22 protein-coding genes are annotated in these 22,650 nt (G+C 49.6%); 16 read left to right on the top strand and 6 right to left on the bottom strand.

Going from position 1 to position 22,650, the window contains the following annotated elements; translation table 11 throughout:
* Positions 1-124: 124 nt before the first annotated feature.
* Positions 125-646 (top strand): M15 family metallopeptidase, encoded by a 522-nt coding sequence (locus tag LN737_RS28455; RefSeq protein ID WP_405520557.1) that lies wholly within the window; start codon positions 125-127, stop codon positions 644-646.
* Here LN737_RS28455 and LN737_RS28450 read toward each other — a convergent pair.
* The 3 genes from LN737_RS28450 to LN737_RS28440 all read right to left on the bottom strand — a co-directional run bounded on the left by LN737_RS28450 (position 643) and on the right by LN737_RS28440 (position 5,303).
* Positions 643-2,208, bottom strand: coding sequence for a DUF1501 domain-containing protein (locus tag LN737_RS28450; protein ID WP_405514265.1), 1,566 nt, complete (start codon positions 2,206-2,208; stop codon positions 643-645). The two genes, LN737_RS28455 and LN737_RS28450, sit on opposite strands and share 4 nt — an antisense overlap.
* Before the next feature lie 103 nt (positions 2,209-2,311).
* Complete coding sequence (locus tag LN737_RS28445; protein ID WP_405514263.1) at positions 2,312-3,862, bottom strand: DUF1800 family protein; 1,551 nt, start codon at positions 3,860-3,862, stop codon at positions 2,312-2,314.
* Positions 3,863-4,052: 190 nt separating this feature from the next.
* Entirely contained in the window at positions 4,053-5,303 is a 1,251-nt protein-coding gene (locus LN737_RS28440) for a sugar MFS transporter (RefSeq protein WP_405514261.1), read from the bottom strand.
* Between the two features lie 338 nt (positions 5,304-5,641).
* Here LN737_RS28440 and LN737_RS28435 point away from each other — a divergent pair, with 338 nt between their 5' ends.
* From LN737_RS28435 to LN737_RS28370, 14 genes are all read left to right on the top strand, one after another.
* On the top strand, positions 5,642-6,778 hold the full coding sequence (locus LN737_RS28435; protein ID WP_405520555.1) for a Gfo/Idh/MocA family protein: 1,137 nt from the start codon (positions 5,642-5,644) through the stop codon (positions 6,776-6,778).
* A 12-nt stretch (positions 6,779-6,790) separates the two neighbouring features.
* Entirely contained in the window at positions 6,791-7,234 is a 444-nt protein-coding gene (locus LN737_RS28430) for a four helix bundle protein (RefSeq protein ID WP_405514259.1), read from the top strand.
* A 91-nt stretch (positions 7,235-7,325) separates the two neighbouring features.
* Entirely contained in the window at positions 7,326-8,471 is a 1,146-nt protein-coding gene (locus LN737_RS28425; RefSeq protein WP_405514257.1) for a Gfo/Idh/MocA family protein, read from the top strand.
* A 56-nt stretch (positions 8,472-8,527) separates the two neighbouring features.
* Positions 8,528-8,758 carry a DUF433 domain-containing protein gene (locus LN737_RS28420; protein ID WP_405514255.1) on the top strand — a complete coding sequence of 77 codons (231 nt, stop codon included), beginning with the start codon at positions 8,528-8,530 and terminating at the stop codon, positions 8,756-8,758.
* A 113-nt stretch (positions 8,759-8,871) separates the two neighbouring features.
* The gene (locus LN737_RS28415) at positions 8,872-9,108 is read left to right on the top strand and encodes a DUF5615 family PIN-like protein (protein ID WP_405520553.1); all 237 of its coding nucleotides are present in this window, start codon (positions 8,872-8,874) and stop codon (positions 9,106-9,108) included.
* 26 nt (positions 9,109-9,134) lie between these two features.
* Positions 9,135-10,187, top strand: coding sequence for a sugar phosphate isomerase/epimerase (locus LN737_RS28410; protein ID WP_405514253.1), 1,053 nt, complete (start codon positions 9,135-9,137; stop codon positions 10,185-10,187).
* Positions 10,188-10,270: 83 nt separating this feature from the next.
* Positions 10,271-11,095 carry a glutaminyl-peptide cyclotransferase gene (locus tag LN737_RS28405; RefSeq protein WP_405514252.1) on the top strand — a complete coding sequence of 275 codons (825 nt, stop codon included), beginning with the start codon at positions 10,271-10,273 and terminating at the stop codon, positions 11,093-11,095.
* Positions 11,096-11,242: 147 nt separating this feature from the next.
* The gene (locus tag LN737_RS28400; RefSeq protein WP_405514250.1) at positions 11,243-11,446 is read left to right on the top strand and encodes a hypothetical protein; all 204 of its coding nucleotides are present in this window, start codon (positions 11,243-11,245) and stop codon (positions 11,444-11,446) included.
* Between the two features lie 118 nt (positions 11,447-11,564).
* On the top strand, positions 11,565-12,560 hold the full coding sequence (locus LN737_RS28395; protein WP_405514248.1) for a phosphotransferase: 996 nt from the start codon (positions 11,565-11,567) through the stop codon (positions 12,558-12,560).
* Positions 12,557-13,633 carry a nitronate monooxygenase family protein gene (locus LN737_RS28390; protein ID WP_405514246.1) on the top strand — a complete coding sequence of 359 codons (1,077 nt, stop codon included), beginning with the start codon at positions 12,557-12,559 and terminating at the stop codon, positions 13,631-13,633. The genes LN737_RS28395 and LN737_RS28390 overlap by 4 nt, the downstream gene beginning before the upstream one ends.
* A gap of 45 nt (positions 13,634-13,678) precedes the next feature.
* Positions 13,679-14,260: a YdeI family protein gene (locus LN737_RS28385; RefSeq protein WP_405514244.1), complete on the top strand. Its 582-nt coding sequence runs from the start codon at positions 13,679-13,681 to the stop codon at positions 14,258-14,260.
* Between the two features lie 186 nt (positions 14,261-14,446).
* A complete protein-coding gene (locus tag LN737_RS28380) occupies positions 14,447-15,970 on the top strand; it encodes a gliding motility-associated C-terminal domain-containing protein (protein WP_405514242.1) in 1,524 nt (507 codons plus the stop codon).
* 97 nt (positions 15,971-16,067) lie between these two features.
* Complete coding sequence (locus tag LN737_RS28375; RefSeq protein ID WP_405514240.1) at positions 16,068-16,862, top strand: ThuA domain-containing protein; 795 nt, start codon at positions 16,068-16,070, stop codon at positions 16,860-16,862.
* 78 nt (positions 16,863-16,940) lie between these two features.
* On the top strand, positions 16,941-18,782 hold the full coding sequence (locus LN737_RS28370) for a glycoside hydrolase family 9 protein (protein ID WP_405514238.1): 1,842 nt from the start codon (positions 16,941-16,943) through the stop codon (positions 18,780-18,782).
* 83 nt (positions 18,783-18,865) lie between these two features.
* On the opposite strand, the gene LN737_RS28365 is transcribed toward LN737_RS28370, so the two are convergent.
* The 3 genes from LN737_RS28365 to msrA all read right to left on the bottom strand — a co-directional run bounded on the left by LN737_RS28365 (position 18,866) and on the right by msrA (position 21,564).
* Complete coding sequence (locus tag LN737_RS28365; RefSeq protein WP_405514237.1) at positions 18,866-19,480, bottom strand: Uma2 family endonuclease; 615 nt, start codon at positions 19,478-19,480, stop codon at positions 18,866-18,868.
* 127 nt (positions 19,481-19,607) lie between these two features.
* Positions 19,608-20,816, bottom strand: coding sequence for an MFS transporter (locus LN737_RS28360; protein ID WP_405514235.1), 1,209 nt, complete (start codon positions 20,814-20,816; stop codon positions 19,608-19,610).
* A gap of 85 nt (positions 20,817-20,901) precedes the next feature.
* Positions 20,902-21,564: a peptide-methionine (S)-S-oxide reductase MsrA gene (msrA, locus tag LN737_RS28355; RefSeq protein ID WP_405514233.1), complete on the bottom strand. Its 663-nt coding sequence runs from the start codon at positions 21,562-21,564 to the stop codon at positions 20,902-20,904.
* A gap of 173 nt (positions 21,565-21,737) precedes the next feature.
* Here msrA and LN737_RS28350 point away from each other — a divergent pair, with 173 nt between their 5' ends.
* Positions 21,738-22,586 (top strand): helix-turn-helix domain-containing protein, encoded by an 849-nt coding sequence (locus LN737_RS28350; RefSeq protein ID WP_405514231.1) that lies wholly within the window; start codon positions 21,738-21,740, stop codon positions 22,584-22,586.
* Positions 22,587-22,650: the final 64 nt, after the last annotated feature.

The following is a 22,650-nucleotide window of genomic DNA, read 5'->3' as shown; positions in this document are numbered from 1 at the left end:
AAATGAAAAAGAATAAGGAATAATACGTTGAAAAACAGGGGTTTTTCACGTTGTGGTATCTGGTTTAGAAAACAATATTTGCTTGTTTTTTCTAAACCCGTACCAAAATGGCTGCTGACCTCGAATTACTCATCCCGAATTTAAAGAGAAGGCTATTACGCTCCTTCAAAACTGCCGGAACCGAGGCATCGAAATGCGCCCCAACGAGGGCTTAAGGAGTCCGTTTGTTCAGGCGAAGTACTGGCGTCAGTCCAGAGCAACCGAAGAAATCCGCAAAGCCATAAAAGAGCTGACTAACAAAGGAGCTACTTTTCTGGCGCATTGTCTGGACAGTGTCGGGCCTCAGCATGGCGATCCGGTGACAAACGCGCTGCCGGGTTTGTCGTGGCATCAATGGGGCGAGTCGCTCGATTGTTTCTGGGTCGTGAATGGCAAAGCAGTCTGGGACCTGGAGAAAAAAGTAAACGGGCAGAATGGTTTCAGGGTGTATGCCGAGGAAGCCAAAAAACTGGGGCTCAATGCCGGTCTGTTCTGGACAAGCTTTCAGGATGCCCCGCATGTACAACTCCGAAAAGCCAACAGCCCCTCTAAAGTTCATACGATTGCTGAAATTGATCAGGCTATGCGCGAACGCTTTGGCGGTTAACGGACCACGACCAGCCGCTTGATAAGCAAGCCCTGTTGGGTTTCGATGCGTAGAACGTAATTGCCGGTAGGTAAGTCTGTTACGTTGAAGCGTATTGACGTAGCCGACGGGCGCGATGGACTGACCGACATAAATCGCCCCTGTATATCGGTAACCTGAAATGACGTAACGCCCGGCGTTAGTGCCTTCGATTCCAGCACAACTTCCGACGAAGCCGGATTCGGGTAAAGCTGAACGTCAGAGGCAATGGGCTCTGTAGCTGTAACGGTTTGCCGGAAAACGGGGGCGACCGGAAAATCCCGGAATAAGGCAGATGCTTCGGTGCTGGCATCGGTACCGAACCAGTCGGTCAGAATGGCCGCGTACACCTGCCTGAAATCGGTCTGCATTTTCAGGTTGTTATTGTCCAGATCACTCAGATCGGGGTTTTTGCCAACCATCGGCGACTTGATACCTGTACCGAAAACGAACATCGGTGCCGACGTACCGTGATCGGTGCCGTAGCTACTGTTCGAGATGGCGCGTCGACCGAATTCGGAAAACGTCATGCCGATGACCCGGTTTTCTACCTGTAGCTGACCCAAGTCTGTCTGGAAAGCCAGTATAGCGTCGGAGAGTGTACGGAGCAGGTTGGCGTGGGTGCCGGTCGTGGTATCTGTAGCAACTACCTGTGCGGCATGATTGTCGAAACCGTTCAACGTAACGTAATACACTTTTGTCTGCATGCCTCCGCTAATAAGCCGGGCAATGATTTTGAGTTGCGCTGCCAGCGCGTTGTTGGCTGGATACGTTGCCAGATTCTGCCCTTTGCCGGCGGCCGTTTTAATCTGCCCGGCATAACTCACTGAACTGGCCTGCTGTTCGCGGATGTACCCAATCTGCTGCCCGGCATAACCTGGAATAGAGGCTATTGGATCGTTGGGTTTATCGCCAACCAGGCGCGCAAACGTATCGGGGTCCTGGAGCACAATCGCCATCGAATCGGTGGGGCCGAGCAAGGTATTGGCCGCTACGTAACCAATCTGAATGGCTGGCGGATCGGGCATGGTGGCAGTTGGGTAGCTATCCGGGAAATCAGGAAACCGTTTGTCGAGATAGCGGCCAGCCCAGCCTGACGTTGCTGTCTGGTTGGCATCCACGGCGGTCATCCAGATATCGCTGGCGCGAAAATGTGAGAAATTGGGAGTCGGGTACGATACGCCCTGTATAATGCTCAACTTATCATCGTTGAAAAGCTGTTGCATGCCCGTCATGGCTGGATGCAGACCCGTTCCGGCATAATTTTTCAGCTTCAGTGCTTTATCCTCCGGAATAGCAATATTCCCCCGAAAACCAGCTGCTGTATAAACACTCATCTGATCGAGCGGAATGGCCGTGTTGAGCCCATCGTTTCCACCCTGCAACTGAATAATGACTAGTACGCGGTCACTGGCTTCAGCCAGATTAATCAGCGAATGAATAAACGATGAGGGTCGGGCAAACGCTCGCGCACCAAACCCGTCAATCATCACCGGCAACGCCAGCGACGAGGCTGCATACTGTAGAAAGTTACGACGCTTCATAAGGAGTAAATGAGCGAAAGAGTGAAAGAGTGAATGAGTGAAAGCGTAAAAACATATATTAAACTCCGTCAATCGCTCATTCACTCATTCACTCTTTCGCTCTTTAAGTGATTTGATACAAAGCCGTGCGGAACAGGTATTGAAGAAACGTAGTGAGCTTTAGTTGAACGGCCTGTTTTTTAGCCGCATCGTTTGGGGCGCGTACGTAGTCGTTCCATTCGGCGGTCCACTCGTAGCGGGGAAGCGCATTCAGCAGAACGGTATCTGTCAGGAAATCCTGTTGTTCCTGCGTTAGCGAAATGGCAAGCAAGTGCGCCGTCATATCGGTCACCAGCTTACCCGGGTCGGCTGGATCAGATAATGTTTTGGCATAGGTCAGTACGTCGACAACCACTTTTCCGTTTAGTTTCAGGGCATTGGTAGTAAGCGCATCGCTGAAATAACCGCGTAGTCCCAGCGTCGTCGAATTAATCCACTGCTGGTAATAGCCCGTCTGGTAATAAGCGGTCCAGCCGAAAACCGTTGGCGGATTGAGCAATTCCTGCTGTTCTTCCTTCGCACGGGTAACGATGTAATTGCCGATCTGATAATAACCCGTGATATTTTTTGTCGGGTCAGGCGCCTGTAAACCCCAGAAACGTAGCGTACCAATTACCAGATCCGTTGGCGATTTTATGACTGCGCCCCGCAACCCGTCATCAAAAAAATGCTGACTCTGAAATAGCGTCGCCAGTACGGGTTTGATCGAAAAGTTGCTCTGGCGAAACAGATCGGCGAGTGGCCGAATGACGGTCATTTCAACGGTTTCAGAAATATCGGAATTGACAAACCACAGGTAAAGCCGCCGACAGAGATAACGAGGGGTTTCATCGTTACGTAAAATCATGTCCAGCAGATCGTTTAGCTCGTCTGGCCCCGCGCTGGCTCCCGAACGACCTTTAATCACCGTGTTTTGATACGTAGCTGAGAATTTTTTGTCGGTTGTGTCGTGCCGGTTTGCTCGAAACGTATTGCCAATGGGTGCATTCACCTGATCACGATACCCTGTATCGGACCAGCCGGTCAAGACTTTGGCAGCTGCCCGAACATCCTCTTCGGTATAACCACCGTTACGTCCGATGGTGAAGAGTTCCTGAAGTTCGCGGGCATAATTTTCATTGGAAGTGCCCACTACGTTCTGATTCCCGTTCAGAAACCGAAGCATGGCCGGTTCCTGCGTAATGGCCATGGTGAATGTTTTGAAATTGCCGAGCGCCTGTTGGCGAAGCAGTGCATTGTATCGGTACATATACCGGTAATCGTTCACCGTCGAATCATTGGTGACGAAGTGATTCGACCAGAACAGTGTCATTTTTTCGAGCAGCGACACGGGTTGATTGAGCATCAGATTGGCCCACCAACTTTTCACATAGCTATTCAGTTTACCGGCATTCGTCTGGTCAAAAGGCTGGTCGTGAAAGGTTTTGCCGGTTGCCAGATCAAGCGGAGGGGCGGGTGTGAGCTGATCGTTCAGTAGTTTCGTTACGATTTGAGTGGCCGTTTGCCCGGTCAAACTTTTAATCTGGTCGGGGGTAGGGCCAAAGGTAGCTCGCCGTAGCAGGTGAGCCACCTGCGCAGCCGTTAAGGGTTGCGTATACGTATCGAGCAGCGCCACAGTAAGAATTGATTAATCAGAGATAAACTGTTGACAATGAATATACTCAGTGGGTTTAATTAGCCGGTCATAATTAGCCAAATTTTAATGTGTGGGTAGAAATAAAAAGCCCTGAAGTCGGATGACCTCAGGGCTTTCATCAGTACGTATTGAACGATACGTTTTGCCTTATAAGGAACGTAACAGTGGCTTACAATTGGGGTTGTTCGGCTACCAGTGTTTCGTCAACATGACCTGCTTTACGGTTACCTGCCCAAAACCAGAGGGCGGTGAAAGCTACAATCAGAATAATTGGGAAGGTCATCATGGTAGACAGTGTAGCTTGTCCGGCAGCTAATTCCAATGCTGGCCCGGTCAGACCTTTAGCTGCAGCTTCTGCATGGTCTTCATCAATCCAGCGGCCAATGATGGGCTGGAAAATAGACGTAGACAGCATACCGACCCCACCAATAATGGACATACCCAATGCACCGCTCAATGGAACCCGCTGAGCCACAAAACCAATCATGGTTGGCCAGTTAAAACATACGCCAAGGCCAAAAATAACAGCAGCTAAATAAGCGATCGGACCCGTAACGGTGCTGAACATATAAATACCTAAAGCGGCCAGAACAGCCCCGCCAAGCAAAACGCCCGTCTGCCCCAACCGATCGACAACCGGACCCGTGAAAAGTCGGCCAACGGTCATGACACCGAAGGTCAGCGCCAGAACCAGCATGGCATCCGCTCCACTGCTGCTCAAAACAACGGCCACCCATTGGTTAGGGCCGAATTCGGTGATGGCTGTGAGCGCCATGCAGCAGAACAGCACAATGTACAGAGGGGTCAGCATGGCTTGAAAATTCTTCGCTATGGACGTAACGCCCTCCACTTTTGGTTGTGGGAAAGCCTGGCCAAAAAACAGGAAGGCATATACCACCGTCGGAATCATAAGCACCCAAATCTGCGCCTGCCAGGAGAAACCGGCCTCTGTCATGAATTTGGAAATCAGGCTACCGATCACAATACCGCCCGGGAACCACATGTGAAACCGGCCCAACATTTTGTTCAGCTTGTTGCTCGAATACATATCGGCAATCATCGGGTTACAGGCGGCCTCCGTACAGCCATTCCCAAAGCCGATGAAGAATGTCGAGAATAAGAGTCCTGTGTACCCACCTGCGTAAATAGTCAGCAAAATACCCAGGGTGTGTGCAACAACGGCCACCTGCATGATAATTTTTGGCCCTACTGTGTGGTAAACGATACCCCCAATGACCATTGAAATAGGAAAGCCAAAAAAGAACATCGAGTTAATAAAGCCCAACTGCTCGGCAGTCAGCCCAAACTCATTGCCCAGCTGAGGTAAAATACCCGCCCTGATACTGAAGGAAAAGGCCGTAGTAATAATGGCAAGGCAACTGGCCAGGAAAAGCCGCGAAGGATTAACAGTCTGATTCATTTTCTGCAAGAGAGGGATTTAGTGAGTTTACAACTTGATTAAAAACAAAAGGCATTCAACAGAATAAACTCCCCATTTTGGAGCCGTTTTTGTGCAAAATTTCCGAAAAATAAGAGAAAACCGCTAATTTCCGGCCGCAAAAAAATAATGGGATTACAGTAATCGGTTTGCGGTTTCAAGGTTAACGTGTCGGTCCTGAGCCTCTTGAACGGTTTTATGGTCTAAAACTAGAAATATACATGTAAAAGCCTAATTAGAATACAGTAAACCGGCGACTGTAACCTTCTTTTCTAACCTGTTTTCACTCAACTTCATTACCAATGCACAGAAAATTGCGAATGGGTATGGTAGGCGGAGGACTTGACGCTTTTATCGGCGCCGTTCACCGTCGGGCCGCTGGTTTTGATAACGAAATCGAACTGGTTTGTGGTGTATTTAGCTCATCGCCCGAAAAATCGAAAGCAACGGGCTATGCGCTCTACCTGCCCGAGGATCGGATTTATACATCCTATGAGGAAATGATTGAGCGGGAAAAAGCCTTGCCAGAAGGGGAGCGGATGGACTTTCTTTCTATCGTAACGCCCAATCACATGCACTTCCCTCCCGCCAAAATGGCGCTGGAAAATGGCTTTCACGTCATGTGCGACAAGCCCATGACGCTTACGCTCGAAGAGGCTAAAGAACTGGCTAAAATTGTTGAGGCTTCGGGGTTAGTATTTGGGTTGACCCACAACTACACCGGCTACCCGATGGTGAAAGAAGCCCGCGATATGGTACGTAACGGCAAACTGGGCAAAATCCGGAAAGTGGTTGTCGAGTATCCGCAAGGCTGGCTGTCGAAGAAGGAAGAAGATAATAACTACAAACAGGCCATCTGGCGCACCGATCCGGCGAAGTCGGGGGCAGCGGGTTGTATGGGTGACATTGGTACTCACGCTGAAAATCTGGCGGAATACGTTACCGGCCTGAAAATCTCTGAACTCTGTGCGGATCTTAGTACGTTTGTGCCGGGCCGTATGCTTGATGACGACGGCAACGTACTGCTTCGGTTTGAAGGGGGTGCCAAAGGAGTTCTTCACGCCAGCCAGATTGCCAATGGCGAAGAAAATGCCCTGAAAATATTCGTGTACGGTGAGCTTGGCGGCCTGGAATGGCACCAGATGGAACCCAATACGCTGAAATACAAGACGCAGGAAGGTCAGCGGATTATCCGCCCGAACGTTGGCGATCTGTCGGCTTCGGCCAAAGCGCACTGGCGTATGCCAGCGGGCCATCCCGAAGGTTTCTTCGAGGCCTTTGCTAACCTGTACCGCAATTTTGCCTACGCCGTTAAAGCGCACATCGAGGGCCGCGAGCCCGATCCAATTTATGATTTTCCAAAAGCCGAAGACGGTGTTCGGGGGCTGGCCTTTATCGATACCGTCATTGCCTCAAGTCAGGACGATTCGAAAAAGTGGACGAAATTTATTCAATGAGTGAAAGTGCGAATGAGCCAAAGAGCGATGTATGAAAGCGAGAATATTGAAAACCAGGAAACTCTTGTTAATGAGGCCTGGGTAGATTATTCGGCTTATTCTAAAAGCCAGTTTCTGGATGATCTTGAACAACGACTAAAACATTTTATGCTCCGTTGTGTGAGAGTCTGTCGCGCTTTGCCAAACGAATTTGATGCGCAGCATTTCGGTCATCAACTCATTCGCTCATCTTCTTCGGCTGCTGCCAACTTTCGGGCTGTGTGCAGAGGAAGGAGTCAAAAAGAGTTTTTCGCCAAACTCAGTGTCACACTTGAAGAACTGGATGAGTCGCTTTTTTGGCTCGAAACGCTGGTCTTTACCGAAATTGTACCCAACCATCGATTGCATAGCCTGATCGATGAAGGATATCAACTTTTAAAAATTTTATCAAAATCCCGTAAAACAGTGAGCGACTGAAATAAAGAGTGAAAGAGCGAATGAGTGAAAGGGTGGCTAATGCAACTTTTCGCTCATTCATTCTTTCACTCTTTCGCTCTTTAATTCCCTCATGCAAAAAATCAATATTGGTGTCGTTGGCACCGGATTTATTGGCCCCGCACACATCGAAGCGCTGCGTCGTCTGCCGAATACAAACGTACTTGCTCTTTGCGAGGTAACGCCCGAACTGGCTCGCCAAAAAGCTGATCAACTGGGTATCGAACGGTCGTGTACGTTTGAGGAGCTTCTTAAAATGGACGACATCCAGGTTGTGCATATCTGTACGCCCAACTTCCTGCACTACTCTCAGTCGAAAGCTGCGCTGGAAGCAGGTAAACACGTCGTCTGCGAAAAGCCGCTGGCAAAAGATCTGCACGAAGCCGAAGAACTGGTCGAACTGGCTAAAAAAACCGGCCTGGTCAACGCCGTTCACTTCAACCTTCGCTACTACCCGCTGGTCCGTCAGATGAAAGTGATGCGTGAGCAAAATGACCTGGGCGATGTATACTCCGTTATTGGTTCGTACTTGCAGGACTGGTTGTTCTATGACACCGACTACAACTGGCGTCTGGAGCCCGACAAATCAGGTGATTCACGCGCTATTGCCGACATTGGCTCACACCTGATGGACAGCCTGGAATACATTACGGGGCTGAAAACCGTAGCAGTAATGGCCGATTTCAACACTGTCCATAAATTCCGGAAGAAGCCCCTCAAACCTGTTGAAACGTATTCGGGCAAAATGCTTAAGCCGGAAGATTACGCCGACGTACCCATCAATACCGAAGACCACGCCAACGTACTGCTGCGGTTCGATAATGGCAATAAGGGTGTCATTACGGTATCGCAGGTATCGGCGGGCCGGAAGAACCAGATGAAACTGGAGATAGCCGGATCGAAGAAAACCTTTGCCTGGAATTCCGAAGCGCCGAACCAGATGTGGATCGGTAACCGCGATGGTTCAAATGAATCGTTCCTGCGTGATCCGTCGCTGGCGCATCCCGAAGCCCGTTCGGTCATATCGTTCCCTGGTGGTCATAACGAAGGGTTCCCTGATACGTCGAAGCAGCTGTTCAAGGAAGTGTACGACGCCATTGCTGCTGGTAAGCAACCCGAAAACCCAACTTACCCGACCTTCGCCGACGGTTACCGCGAGTTGCTCATTTGCGAAAAAATCCTGGAATCTAACCGCAAACAAGCGTGGGTTGAGATTTAATGGAAATAGTTTAACTTACCTAGAGAAGCATGTTAACCCGCTAAACAACGAATAATATGGAAGACTACCGCAACTACATTTCAATTAATCCAGAAATTCGGTTTGGGAAACCCTGTATTACCGGCACTCGTATTTCGGTAGGTGATGTGCTGGGTTGGCTGGGGGCTGGAATGACTGAAAATCAAATTATTGAAGACTTTCCGGAGCTAACTCATGAGCAAATAATGGCTTGTCTGTTGTTTGCTGCCGATCGGGAACGTAATGTTAAAATCGTTGTGTCTGCGTGAAATTATTGCTTGATGAAAACGTCTCTTACCGGGTTTGCAAAAAGTTGTCGGCCCGGTTTGGTGACTGTCAGGTCGCTAAGCGTTTAGATTTATTGGCAAAGTAAGACCAGCTAATCTGGGAGTATGCGAAAACAAGCAGGAGCGCTATCGTTACATTCGACGAAGACTTTGAAATACTTAGTCAAATGCGCGGTTGGCCGCCAAAAGTTGTTCTGTTGCGTCCCGGTAATTTGACGGTAGACCAGACCGTTGAATTGTTAGAATTAAATTTCGACGCTATTGCGTCTTTCCTGGATGAGTCAAATCCTGACGAAAGAGGTATGCTCAAGCTTATTCGTATCGGGATATAATAATTATAATCGATTCTACATACAGCATGAAAACAATGAAAGGTCCGGGCATATTTCTTGCCCAATTTTTAGGTGATGCTGAGCCCTTTAATTCGCTGGAGTCCATCGCTAAATACATGGCCGACCTCGGCTATAAAGGCATTCAGATTCCGACATGGGACCCACGCATGATCGATCTGAAGCAGGCTTCCGAAAGTCAGACGTACTGCGATGAACTGAAAGGGAAACTCAAAGACATTGGTGTAGAGATTACCGAGCTGGCCACCCATTTGCAGGGGCAGCTGGTGGCGGTTCATCCGGCCTACGGACCTATGTTCGACGGTTTCGGACCGGCAGAACTGGCTGGTAAACCCAAAGAACAGCAGGCATGGGCTGTCGATCAACTGATCATGACGGCTAAAGCCAGCAAAAACCTCGGTCTTCAGGCCAGCCCAACATTTTCGGGGGCGCTCCTGTGGCCCTTCATCTACCCCTGGCCGCAACGTCCGGCGGGACTGGTTGAAACCGGGTTTACGGAACTGGCAAACCGCTGGATGCCTATTCTAAATGCTTACGAAGAAGCGGGCGTCGATTTAGCGTATGAGTTGCACCCCGGCGAAGATTTACACGATGGTGTTACGTTCGAAATGTTCCTCGAAAAAGTGGGTAATCACCCGCGCGTAGGTATCAATTACGACCCGAGCCACTTCGTACTGCAACAGCTCGATTACCTCCAGTTTATTGATTTTTACCATGAACGGATCTACGCCTACCACGTAAAAGATGCGGAATTTAACCCTACCGGTAAGCAGGGCGTTTATGGTGGTTATCAGGGTTGGGTTGAGCGGGCCGGGCGGTTCCGTTCACTCGGCGACGGTCAGGTTGATTTTTCGGGGATTTTCTCCAAACTGGCGCAGTATGACTACGACCGCTGGGCCGTTCTGGAATGGGAGTGTGCGCTGAAACATCCTGAACAGGGCGCTGCCGAGGGCGCGCCATTTATTGACAGCCACATCATCCGCGTTACCGAACGGGCCTTCGACGATTTCGCCGGAACAGGTGCTGATGAAGCCTTTAATAAAAAAGTGCTGGGGTTATAACCTAGACAGGTACTCAATCTTAAACAACAGTAGAATGGCGGATTCTGGGAATCCGCCATTCTACTGTTAAGCGAATTACTGTTGTGAAACTGATACACGCATTGATTGGAGGCACTATAGGTGTTCTACTGCTTATAGAAAGTTGTGACAACGCTACCAAAAAATCAGAGCGTTCGTCGAGCAGTGTCGCAACGCCCATAATTAGTTATTCCGTTAAGCGTACGCTCCCGCACGATACGCTTTCGTTTACGGAAGGATTGCTTGTGCATAAAGGCCAATTGTTTGAAAGTACCGGATCACCAGATGAACTCCTTCAAGCCAGATCCCTGTTTGGGACCGTCGACACGACAACCGGCAAAATTGATCCAAAGGTGGAACTGGACCGAAGAAAATACTTTGGCGAGGGCATCGTCATTCTGAATGGGAAGTTATACCAACTGACGTATAAAAATAAAGTAGGCTTCATTTACGACGCCAATACGTATCGGAAAATCGGTCAGTTTGATTATAAAAACCCGGAAGGCTGGGGGCTTACAACCGACGGTCGCTACCTGATAATGAGTGATGGTACAAGCACATTGACGTATTTGAGTGCCGATTCATTACGTCCGGTTAAAGTGCTGAAGGTATCCGAAAATGGGGCGGCAGTTGATAAACTCAATGAACTGGAATTCATTGGCGGCCATATATACGCCAACATTTGGTCCACGAATACACTCATAAAAATTGATACAAGCCGTGGCGATGTTGTTGGCCGGATGGATCTGAGTTCGTTGCAGAGTGATGCCCAAACGAAGTATGCCAAATCGCTTGAAATGAACGGAATAGCTTACGACACGCGCAACAATAAAGTATATGTGACGGGTAAGATGTGGCCTTCGATCTACGAAATCGAATTCGCTCATTAATGCAGTAGAGGCCGGTCGATACGGCCGTTTTGACGACGCTTAAATAGTATTCAGACCGTTAATCACCCAATCGGTGTGCCTGCTCAAAAACGGTTTTGTGAACCCGTTGGTGTACATAACCTTTATAAAAATAAACAACAGAATCATATGGCAGGTCAAGGCTCGGGCGGCAACGTACTGGCTGCCCTTTGCAGTTTCTTCATTCCGGGTTTAGGTCAGTTGTTGCAGGGGCGTCTGCTGATGGCCATTTTACAGTTTGTACTAGCCGCAGTCCTGTGGTTTATTCTGATGGGCTGGGTTATTCACCTCTGGTCGATCATTGATGCGGCCCGCTACGACCCGGTCCGGTAACTAGTAAATACGTTTTTGTCGAGTTGTTCAGTGGATGTTGTGGGGGCAGATTTGAGAATCTGCCCCCACAACATCCACTGAACAACTCGATGTTTGTCGCACCTTGCTCCTCGTTTGCATGCAGCATTTTCCCGTTTCTTCCTCCATCTTATCAGCTTCGCATCTGGCTCAGTTTGTGCGTGGAAAATATAAGTTAAGTCAAAGCAGCACCTGCCAGCTACTAAAAGCAGGAGTTAACCATACGTATTTAATTACCGATGGACCGGATAAATTTGTCTTTCGTGTATACAGCCTGAACTGGCGGACACTGCGGGAAATCAATGAGGAAATTGCGCTCCTGAAGCTGGTCAAAGCAAATGACATTCGGGTATCTTATTCAATAGCCGACATAAGCGGTGAGTATATCCAGGCAATAAATGCGCCTGAAGGTCAGCGATACGGGGTACTTTTTTCGTTTGCAGCCGGTGAAAAACTGTTGACCTTTTCGCCTGAACTGCATTATGAATTAGGTAAAATTATGGCGCGCTTCCACCAGCTAACGCAGGATCAGCCAATCGAACGCATTACGTATACGCCAAACGTGCTCCTGGTCGATTCGCTTGAAAAAGTGAAGCCATTCCTGCCTGCCGACTCCGAAGAGATGCAGTTTCTCATGCAGACGCAGCGGTATATGCTTGGCGAATTTGCCCGAATCGATACTACGCAAACCCGCTGGGGCGTAGTGCATCTGGATATCTGGTTCGATAACCTGAATATTGCAGAAGACGGCGCTGTAACCCTGTTTGATTTTGATTTCTGTGGCAACGCGATGCTTTGTCTCGACCTTGCCTATTATATTTTGCAGATTCACAGTACGGAGACGGACGTTGAAGAGTTCTATAAGAAACGGGATTATTTTCTGGCTGGTTATGAATCCATTACGGAATTGAGTGCCGAAGAAAAACGCCTGTTGCCTATGTTGGCCGAGAGCGTTTATTTCTATTATCTGGGCATTCAATGTGAGCGCTTTGATAACTGGTCGAACGTATTCTTAAATGATCTGTACCTGAAGCGATTTATCAATCTGCGTATAAAACGGTGGTTCGACTTTAATAAACTTAATGAAAATTCATGAACACCTGGCCCGATAACCGGATTCAGCAGCTGCTGGGCATTGAGTTGCCGATCATTCTGGCTCCAATGGCCGGGCCGGGCTCGGCAGAGCTGGCTGTTGCCGTAGCTGAAGCCGGTGGACTCGGTTCGCTACCCTGCGCCCTGCTGAGTGCCGAGCAGATACGTACTGCGGTTACAACCATTCGACAATGGACTACCCGACCTGTCAATCTCAACTTTTTCTGTCATACACCCCCGCCGATTGATCTGGAGCGGGAAAGCAGATGGAGGAAACAGCTAGAGCCCTATTACTTCGAATTGGGTATTGACCCGAAGGAACCCATACCAACGTCGAACCGTGCCCCGTTTGACGCTGCTCTCTGCGATCTGGTTGTGGAGTTGAAGCCGGAGGTTATCAGCTTCCATTTTGGCCTGCCTGCCACTGAGTTAGTTGAGCGCGTGAAGGCCGCCGGAATTAAAATTATAGCCTCGGCCACGACAGTCGACGAAGCGCGATGGCTTGAGCAGCACGGCTGTGATGCCATTATTGCACAGGGTATTGAAGCGGGCGGACACCGGGGCATGTTCCTGAGTTCAGATATTTCCACACAGGTTGGTACAATGGCTCTTCTACCTCAAGTAGTAGACGCTGTTAGCATACCGGTTATTGCGGCTGGTGGAATTGCGGATGCGCGTGGAATCGTTGCGGCACTGACGTTGGGGGCTTCGGCGGTGCAGATCGGAACGGCCTATCTTTTTTGTCCGGAAGCCAACGTGCCACCTCTTCATCGGGAAGCGTTACGTAACGCCAAAGACAACAGCACCGCCATCACAAACGTGTTTACAGGTCGCCCGGCACGTAGCATCGTAAACCGGATTGTTCGCGAGTTAGGACCTATGTCCGAAACGGCGCCCCTGTTTCCGCTGGCGGGTGGTGCGTTGATGCCGTTACGGGCTAAAACAGAGCCAATGGGGTCGAGCGATTTTATGTCCTTATGGTCAGGGCAATCGGCTCATTTGGGACGAGAGCTTCCGGCAGGACAGCTAACCAAACTCCTGGCCGAAGAAACGCTGGCTAAATTAGCGGCCCGCTGACGTAGTAATGACCGCTTTTGACTGGTATAAGACCCTTTACTGATTATGAATCCAACGTTTTTTTCGACGCCAGCCGATTTTCGAAAGTGGCTGATAGACAACCACGATAAAGCCACGGAGCTATTGGTGGGTTATTACAAAGTAGGTTCAGGAAAGCCCAGTATGACCTGGTCGCAGTCGGTTGATGAAGCACTCTGCTTTGGCTGGATAGATGGCGTTCGCCGGTCAATCGACGCCGATAGTTACTGCATTCGCTTTACACCCCGAAAACCGAAAAGTATCTGGAGCGCGGTGAATATTCAGAAAATAGCAGACCTAACCCGGCAGGGGCTCATGCACCCGGCAGGCGTAGCGGCTTATGAAAAACTGGAAGAGAATAAGTCGAAAATTTATGCGTACGAGCAGAAAGAGGTTGGGCTGTCTGACGAGTTTGAACAGCTGTTTCGAGCCAACGAGAAAGCATGGGTTGCTTTTCACGCGTTGCCGCCATCGTACCGCAAAACAGCAATCAACTGGGTCATGAGCGCCAAACAGGAAGAAACGCGCCAAAAACGGCTTCAGGAACTAATCAGCGATAGCGAGCAGGGTTTACGGATAAAGCAGTTACGGTATAACGTTAAAAAATAACCGCTTGATTGTCAGTACGTAGCGCAGGGGGATAGTTTCAGATAAACTCGTCTATTAATCTGACAGATAAAGCAACCTTTCAGCTGTACAAACCGTATTGAGTGAGCAAAAAATGCGTACATTAGATACCTTTTATCTGATAGGCTGGACAATTGTTCCTTAAGCTACGTGCAGGGCATCAGAGTTATGCGGAGAGAATCTAGTTGGGTGCTGATCTGGCTCGTTACGTTCCTGACACGGATGGCGACGGGGCAAAATCTCATTCCAAATAACAGCTTTGAAACCTACCGAAACTGCCCACAACTGGATAACCTTCTGAATGAAGCAGTCCCCTGGTATAATCCAACCCGCGCTACGCCCGACTTTTACCATCAATGCTACAATACCGGTCAAATGGTGGTGCCTCCCCGTACCGGCCAGGGCCTGGCGCGGCTCTATTTCGATCAGGGATGGGCTGAGTATATCGGTGTCCGGCTGAAAAAGCCGCTCGAAGCCGGGGAGTGTTATTTTTTTGAAATGTATGTGGCTACGGATACGCCCAACCGATATCAGACCGAAACCCTCGGCGCGTATTTTTCGAGTGGTCCTGTAACAGCGCCCAATAGTACAGACCGGTTGAACCTAAATCCGCAGGTACTTGATAAACTACCGAGAATTCAGGGATTTCGCTGGGAACGTATGTCGGGGCTTATCAATGCCAAAGGGGGTGAAGAATACGTAACCATCGGCAGTTATTATAAATCGCCACCTTTTCTGGGTTTTTATTACGTGTTTATCGACGATGTTTCGCTAAAACCTGTAACACTGGATCTGGGACGGGATACCACCTTGTGCAGCCGCAAAAATGCCTTACTACTCGACGGCACGACGCCCGATGCGATCTATTACAAATGGCAGGATGGCAGCGCTAACCCAACCCTGCAGGTGACGCGGCCCGGTAAGTATTCGGTGACGGTGATCACATCCTGTAAAAACCTTACAGACTCTATTTCAGTCGACTACGCCCTCGATTTCGACCTGGGCGCTGATACAACACTTTGCAACGGACAGACCCTCGCGTTGACGGTGCCATCTATTCCTACCGCTACGTACCGCTGGCAGGATGGTACGCCACAAAATACCTATACGGTGAAGCAGGCGGGGCAGTACAGCATCCGGGTGACGCAGGCAAGCTGTGTAGCGCTCGATACCATACAGGTTCGGTACGTTCGTCCGCCCACGTTGGAATTGGGCGCCGATCAGGAGCTTTGCGGGGCACAGACGTTTACCATCAAACCCATTGTGGCCGATGGTACGTTTTTCTGGCAGGATGCATTCAGCGCCACTGAACGTACGGTTAACTCGTCGGGTGTGTTTCGGGCTGGCGTTCGTAATGACTGTGCCACCGTGACGGATTCGGTATCTATCGATTACAGCGCCTGCGATTGTATTTTGTACGCGCCTAACAGCTTTACGCCCAACAAGGATGGACAGAACGATGTTTTTGTAGCCTACGGTTGCGGAGATATTACCATTACGTCGCTTTCAATTTTCAATCGCTGGGGCGAGGTCATTTTTCATACCGATCATCAGCCGTTCGAGTGGGATGGATATTATCATGGCGAACTTTGTCCGGGGGACGTGTATGCCTGGAGTATCCGGTATCGGATGAAGAACGGCAAACAGATTAAAATGAGCCAAAAACAGGGTCCGCTCAGCCTGATTCGCTAGGTAAGTGTGTGCCAGGCCAATTTCCTGATGTATTTTTGGGCTGTATCGACTCCCTGACTGTTTTAGTCGTTCAGGGAGTCCTGCCTGGCAACCACCAATGAAAAAGACCTCTGCCTTGTTGCTCCCTATCCGATTACTGACTCTTATTTTCCTGACTGGTCTACACACGTTTGCTTTGGCACAAACGAAGAAACCCCGATTTCGGGTGGTGGCTATCGCTGAAAAGGGCGGGGGCGTTCACGCTCCTTTTGTGACTGAAGCAAAAAAATGGCTGGCACAAGTGGCCTCGGAAAACAACTTTACGATTGACTATATCGAAAATACCGAACCCATCAACGACGCTTTTCTGGCGAAGTATCAGCTCTTTATCCAGCTAAATTATCCGCCCTACATGTGGACAGATACGGCAAAAGAAGCATTTCGAAAATACATTACCGAAGGCAAAGGGGGCGGCTGGGTTGGCTTTCATCATGCGTCGTTACTGGGCGAGTTCGACGGGTACCCGATGTGGCCCTGGTTTTCAGAATTTATGGGGGGTATTCGCTACAAAAACTACATCGCTACGTTTGCCAAAGCGACGGTTCATGTCGAAGCGACGAATCATCCTGTTATGAAGGGTTTACCGGCTACGTTTGCCGTTGAAAAAGAAGAATGGTATACCTACAACAAGAATCCACGCCTAAACGTAAGCGTGCTGGCTACCGTCGATGAATCGACCTATTCGCCTGATTCAGACATAAAAATGGGGGGCGATCATCCAGTCATCTGGTCCAACGAGCACATGAAAGCACGTAACGTTTACATTTTTATGGGCCACCATCCCGACCTGTTCAAAAACGAGGCCTTTGTAAAAATCTTCCGGAACGCCCTTTTCTGGGGCGCAGGGAAATAAGTTGTTACGTCTTTAAATCGCTTTCGTTGTATTGTCGGCTTCTCAAAACGGACACCTTTCATAAACATTCTGGTTCCAATGATCAAAAAACTACCTGTGGGCGCCTTCCTGGTTCTGTTCTTTCACCTTTCTTTTTCACTTCGGGGCCAGGATATTAAAGTACTTACCAATCAGGTCGGTTATGAACCTGCAAAAGCCAAGCAGGCGATTATCATGGCAGATCGACAGCTAACCGTTCCCATCTTTCAACTCATCAACGCAAAAACGGGCAGTGCCGTCTATTCGGGTAGACCGGTTTTTAGTGGACCTGTTAATAAGTGGAAAAACTGGCTTTTCTGGACGGTTGATTTCAGTCCGTTTACTACTGAAGGGACGTATCAGGTACAGGTTTCAATGTCGGGTAAAAACGTATTGTCCTATCCGTTCGTGATTGGCAAAAACGTACTGGAGCAGTATACGCTCTCAGATGTAATCTATTATTTTAAAGGGCAGCGAAGTTCGGGACTGCTGGATAAGGCAGATCGGAAGTCGGTGCTGGCGGGTCGGGCATCCGATACACTCGACGTACACGGTGGCTGGTACGACGCCACCGGCGACTATGGCAAACACCTTTCGCACCTTACGTTTTCGTCGTATTTCAATCCGCAGCAAATAACGCTCACAGCCTACAGCCTGCTGAAAAGTTACGCTCAGTTGACGAAACGTAAAGGAAGTGACTTTCGCCAGGTTAACCGTCGTCTGCTTGACGAAGCTATGTATGGGGCTGATTATCTGGTACGTGTTCAGGCAAAAGACGGCTCGTTCTACCGTTCTGTGAAAGCGCCGGGACCGGGCAAACTGCCGAAAGACCGGGTGATTCAGGCCGAAGACAAAGCGTACCGCATCAAGCAGTCGAAAGACCAGACCTTAACCAGTGCTGCCGACGAAACCAACTGGCGGAGGTACCAGGTGAGCTACCGGTCGGGTGGGGGAATGGCTATCGCGTCTCTGGCGATGGCCGCTACGTATACCGCCGATCAAACCGGCGATTTTAGCTCCGCAGACTACCGTAACGCAGCCGAAAAAGCCTTCGCTTTTCTGGAAAAAGAAAATAAGGCTATGACCAACGACGGAAAAGAAAATATTGTAGACGATTACTGTGCGCTAACGGCTGCTACCGAACTATATAACACCACCCAAAATGATACGTACCGGAAAGCGGCTGACAGACGTGCTCAGAACCTGTTGAACAGGCTGGCGAGCTGGAAAACGTATCGGGATTACTGGCGGGCCGACGATCAGGACCGGCCGTTTTTTCATCCGTCGGATGCAGGTTTGCCGGTGACCAGTTTGGTATATTATTATCCGATGGCAACCGCCGACATGCAGAAGAAAATCAGGGACGCCGTTAAACGGTCAATGACGTATGAACTGGCCGTAACGAATGAGGTCAAAAATCCATTTGGGTACAGTCGGCAGTTGGTTCAGGACACTTTAGGCAACCGGCGTACTACGTTCTTTTTTCCGCATGGCAGCGAAGCCTCTCCGTGGTGGCAGGGCGAAAACGCCCGCCTTGGGTCAATGGCAGCCGCTGCCCGTATGTGTGTGCCGCTGTTCAATGATGATAAGGTATTTCAGGGGAAATTAGAACGGTTTGCGCTCGATCAGCTAAACTGGATTCTTGGCCTGAATCCCTACGATGCCTGCATGGTACAGGGGAGTGGGCACAACAACCCGGCTTACGGATTCTTCGGTACGTTTGAATACACCAATGCACCGGGAGGTATTGCCAACGGCATCACATCAGGACTGAATAACGAAGACGATATTGACTTTAATCTGTCGTATAAGATGACGGGAAAAGACAACGACTGGCGGTGGGCTGAGCAGTGGTTACCCCACGCTGCCTGGTATCTACTGGCTATATCGGTTAGTCAATAGTGATTGGTCATTAGGCGTTGGTCATCAGACAAAAAAATCGACAGATAGCAAATGACTAATGCCCAATGACAACTGACCAATGCCTAAAACTCAATGCCCTCTTCTGTCAATAAGCCTGCCAGATTCAGCACGACATCGTCCAGAACCAGTACGTTGGCATCCCAGTTTTGCGTCAGCCAGGGGGAGGATTTAGTGGCTACAAATATCTTTTTGGGCTGGGTCGTAATCCAGATGACGGTTTCGACGCCGAATTCAAGCAGTCGTTCCGTTTTTTCATACACATAGCCTGATTCTTTCCCCTCAAATTCGCCGGGCTCGATTCGCACGTCCACTTCGATAGCAATCCGCGGGGGTACGCTGAAAAACTTATCCGTCAGAATCAAACCCGTCGATTTGTCGAAAATAGCGATGTCGTTAGATAAGTTATTGCCTTTGTCGAGATGGATACCCGACTCGTTTGTAACGACTAAATACTTTTTTCGATTAATTGTCCTACCTAAAAACATCACCAAAGTGGCTACTAACGTAGCTTGCAGTGAACTACTTCCCATAATTTCGGCGGGTGTTTTCTTACCGCTTACTACGTCCCGGTATCCTCGTCGATATAGCGGGCGGCCGTTAAGCGTTTCGTAAATCAGATACGAGGGTACGCCCGACTTTCTCCGCTTTTTGGGGGCTGTGGCAACTGCTACGGTCATGGCTTTCGTTGATTACGTTCAGAAAGCAATACTACGGAATTTGCGTAATAGAATAATAGGTTATGCTCACCGATAGCTGGTTGCTGCCTCATGTCTGTTAAACCAAATGTGCAGCAAACAGTGTGGCTTAGAACAATTTAACAATGCGTGACAACCCCGCCGAAAGAAGCAGCATAATCGCTACAAGACCTAAGCCATAATACAGCCCGAATGATTCGGCAACGAAACCGATAATGGGTGGACCCGCCAGAAAGCCAATGAAACTGAACGTAGCGAACGTCGCCAAACCAGCGGCCGGTGGAATGCCAGCCACGCGCATCGACGCACTGTAGAGAATGGGTGCCCCCAGCGAACAGCCGACGCCCAGCAAAGCGAAACCGATCAGAGCCGTTGGCGGATAAGGTAACGCTATGGCCAGCAAAAGTCCTGACGCGCCAATCAGCCCGCCAATCTGAAGCCAGCGTTTTGCGCCGATTTTAGGGAGGATAGCATCACCAACAAACCGGAAACTAGTCATTGTCAGCGAAAAAGCACCGAAGCCTAGTGCTGCAATCTGGCTGCTGGCACCCAGCGTTTCGCGCAGATAAACCGCGCTCCAGTCCAACGCAACGCCCTCGCCCATAGCAACGGCCAGCCCAATCAGAATCATCAGAGACAAATCCATATTCGGCAATACAAACGAGGACCCCGCTTTCTCACCCGACTCGGTCCGGCTGCTCGACGGAATGGTGCTCAGTATTGGCTGAAGCAGAAACGTAACGAGTAAGACCAAGCCCGCCATTACAGCCATATGAGCAGAAGGCGAAACATGCAGCGCAATTACGGCACCCGCAATCCCCGACCCGAGCAGCCCGCCTAAACTCCACATGCCATGACACGACGACATAATGGAGATGTTTTGTGACCGCTCTACGTTGGTGGCTGCCGTATTCATGGCCACGTTGATCAGTGCGCTACACAAGCCAACCAGAAAAAGCCCCCCAGCCATAACGACGGTGTTCGGCGCGTTGATTGGAATACAGATGGCCAGCGTTAAGGCGATGGCCGACCAGAAGCAAGTGCGGGATTCGCCAAGTTTGGCGATGATCCAGCCCGTCAACGGGTTCATAACAATCAAACCAATGGGCATGGCAAAAAGCGTCATGCCCAGATCTGAATCGGAGAGCTGTAGTCTCTCCTTGATGTGCGGAATGTGGGCTACCCAACTGCCAAACAGCAGACTGTCAGAGGCAAACACCAATCCAACAGCCAGTGCCTGCCGATTTAGGAGAAATGTCAGCAGGTTACGTACGAACACGTTTCGTTGAGATCTTTTAAGTATTAAGGTTGTATTCATAGTACAAAAATAGCCGGCTGAGACCGGCTATTTTTACAATCTATTATCCGTTGCTAATGCTGAATTAACCCATTGGGTTTAAAAATCAGTCAAGCATAGTTAACGACGTATTATTTTTCAGGTGCCCGGCCATGGCTTTACGTAGCTTTTCCACCTTTGGGAGCGATACGCTCCGAATGTACGGCTGGTCAGGGTGCAGGGCAAAGTAGTTCTGATGGTAATTTTCGGCCGGATAGAAAGCCGTCAAAGGCGTTACTTCCGTAACCACCGGATTCGCGTAATGCTTCGATTCGTTGGTACGTTTGATGGCAGCCAGAATTTCGGCTTTTTCTTCGGGGGTCCGGTAAAAAGCGACTGACCGGTAATCGCGGCCAACATCGGGTCCCTGACGATTGAGCGTCGTGGGATCGTGACCCGCAAAAAAAGCATCGAGTAACTGCGAATAGCTGATCACTTTCGGGTCGTAATAAACCTGCACCGATTCGGCATGGCCGGTTGCGTCGGTACCCACCTGCTCATAGGTCGGGTTTTTGACGTTGCCACCAGCGTATCCTGAAATCACTTCCCGAACCCCTTTTAACTGATTCATACCTTCTTCGAGCGCCCAGAAACAGCCACCAGCAAACGTAGCAACTGCTTCACCCGGTTTGAGGGTCGGTAATTTAGCGGGCGTATAATCTTTTGACTGACCCTGTGCACAGCCCACCATAAAGAGCAGACTGAGCGCATATAGATGAAATTTTTTCATGCTGCGTAGTACGAGTATTGCGTTGGTATATAAACGTTTAAAATCCATTTGCGGTTTCATGGAAAAGAAGGAGGAGAGGGAGTAAGGGAAAGAACGGGACGAAAGGGGTGAATACGTTTCGGGCCGCCTTCCTTTCGTCCCTTTACTCCCCTTCTTCCCGTTCCTGCGCCCCTATGAAACTCCAGTTTGAAAAAATAGAACCTGAAGCAGGCAGTTCCTTTCGGGTTATCCATCATACCAGGGTCGACACCTGTGGTGTTTACTGGCATTATCACCCTGAGTATGAGATTGTCTTTCTGCCAGCGGGCGAAGGCCAGCGCCGTATTGGTACCAACGTATCACGCTATGAAGCGGGTGAATTGGTGTTTATTGGCCCAAACCTCCCGCATCTTAATTACAGCTACGGCAAGCTGGGCGACCATGAGGAGATTGTTGTGCAGATGCGCGAGGACTTTATGGGCGAACCCTTTCTGCAAAAGCCGGAATTGAAAATCGTCAGGCGCTTATTCGACCGGGCGCACACAGGTTTAATTTTTGGGGATGATACCAAACAGAAAATTGGGCCGCTACTCAGGCAGATGCCTACACAAATGCCGTTCGAGCGATTCCTGACATTGTTACATATTCTCCAACAGTTGGCTGAAGCGCCCGATGCTCAGCCGCTGCATACCGATGGTGTTCGCTTTGACCTGAATCCTAAAGAGCAGGAGCGCATCAACCGCATCTGCCAGTACGTTGAGCAACATTACGCAGAACCAGTAGACATTCACGTTGTTGCAGACCTGGCCAGTATGACGGTTCCGGCTTTTTGTCGGTATTTTAAACGCATGACCCGGCAAACTTACACCGACTTTGTAAATGAATACCGCGTTAATCAGGCTCGCCGGATGCTGCATTCCGCCCGCACCGTTGCCGACGTCAGTTTTGCTGTAGGTTTCAACAACCTGTCTCATTTCAACAAAACCTTCCGGACAATAACCGGACAAACACCCACGACGTACCGGAAAGCATTCGCTGAATAGTAGCACCTTCTGCGCATTTGTCGTGTGTTATTATACGATCGGAATACACCTAAAAAATAAAATC

It is taken from the genome of Spirosoma sp. KNUC1025, from assembly GCF_045160025.1.
Lineage (GTDB): Bacteria > Bacteroidota > Bacteroidia > Cytophagales > Spirosomataceae > Spirosoma.
Note: the sequence above shows the minus strand (reverse complement) of the source record. Positions and strands in the feature narration are given on the sequence as shown.

What these genes read in the sequence shown, in the direction of transcription:
- LN737_RS28450 (WP_405514265.1), bottom strand. Translation starts at nt 2,208, where the DNA reads ATGAAGCGTCGTAACTTTCTACAGTATGCAGCCTCGTCGCTGGCGTTG.
- LN737_RS28440 (WP_405514261.1), bottom strand. Translation starts at nt 5,303, where the DNA reads ATGAATCAGACTGTTAATCCTTCGCGGCTTTTCCTGGCCAGTTGCCTT.
- LN737_RS28435 (WP_405520555.1), top strand. Translation starts at nt 5,642, where the DNA reads ATGGGTATGGTAGGCGGAGGACTTGACGCTTTTATCGGCGCCGTTCAC.
- LN737_RS28430 (WP_405514259.1), top strand. Translation starts at nt 6,791, where the DNA reads ATGAGCCAAAGAGCGATGTATGAAAGCGAGAATATTGAAAACCAGGAA.
- LN737_RS28425 (WP_405514257.1), top strand. Translation starts at nt 7,326, where the DNA reads ATGCAAAAAATCAATATTGGTGTCGTTGGCACCGGATTTATTGGCCCC.
- LN737_RS28420 (WP_405514255.1), top strand. Translation starts at nt 8,528, where the DNA reads ATGGAAGACTACCGCAACTACATTTCAATTAATCCAGAAATTCGGTTT.
- LN737_RS28410 (WP_405514253.1), top strand. Translation starts at nt 9,135, where the DNA reads ATGAAAACAATGAAAGGTCCGGGCATATTTCTTGCCCAATTTTTAGGT.
- LN737_RS28400 (WP_405514250.1), top strand. Translation starts at nt 11,243, where the DNA reads ATGGCAGGTCAAGGCTCGGGCGGCAACGTACTGGCTGCCCTTTGCAGT.
- LN737_RS28395 (WP_405514248.1), top strand. Translation starts at nt 11,565, where the DNA reads ATGCAGCATTTTCCCGTTTCTTCCTCCATCTTATCAGCTTCGCATCTG.
- LN737_RS28390 (WP_405514246.1), top strand. Translation starts at nt 12,557, where the DNA reads ATGAACACCTGGCCCGATAACCGGATTCAGCAGCTGCTGGGCATTGAG.
- LN737_RS28385 (WP_405514244.1), top strand. Translation starts at nt 13,679, where the DNA reads ATGAATCCAACGTTTTTTTCGACGCCAGCCGATTTTCGAAAGTGGCTG.
- LN737_RS28380 (WP_405514242.1), top strand. Translation starts at nt 14,447, where the DNA reads ATGCGGAGAGAATCTAGTTGGGTGCTGATCTGGCTCGTTACGTTCCTG.
- LN737_RS28375 (WP_405514240.1), top strand. Translation starts at nt 16,068, where the DNA reads ATGAAAAAGACCTCTGCCTTGTTGCTCCCTATCCGATTACTGACTCTT.
- LN737_RS28370 (WP_405514238.1), top strand. Translation starts at nt 16,941, where the DNA reads ATGATCAAAAAACTACCTGTGGGCGCCTTCCTGGTTCTGTTCTTTCAC.
- LN737_RS28365 (WP_405514237.1), bottom strand. Translation starts at nt 19,480, where the DNA reads ATGACCGTAGCAGTTGCCACAGCCCCCAAAAAGCGGAGAAAGTCGGGC.
- LN737_RS28360 (WP_405514235.1), bottom strand. Translation starts at nt 20,816, where the DNA reads ATGAATACAACCTTAATACTTAAAAGATCTCAACGAAACGTGTTCGTA.
- msrA (WP_405514233.1), bottom strand. Translation starts at nt 21,564, where the DNA reads ATGAAAAAATTTCATCTATATGCGCTCAGTCTGCTCTTTATGGTGGGC.
- LN737_RS28350 (WP_405514231.1), top strand. Translation starts at nt 21,738, where the DNA reads ATGAAACTCCAGTTTGAAAAAATAGAACCTGAAGCAGGCAGTTCCTTT.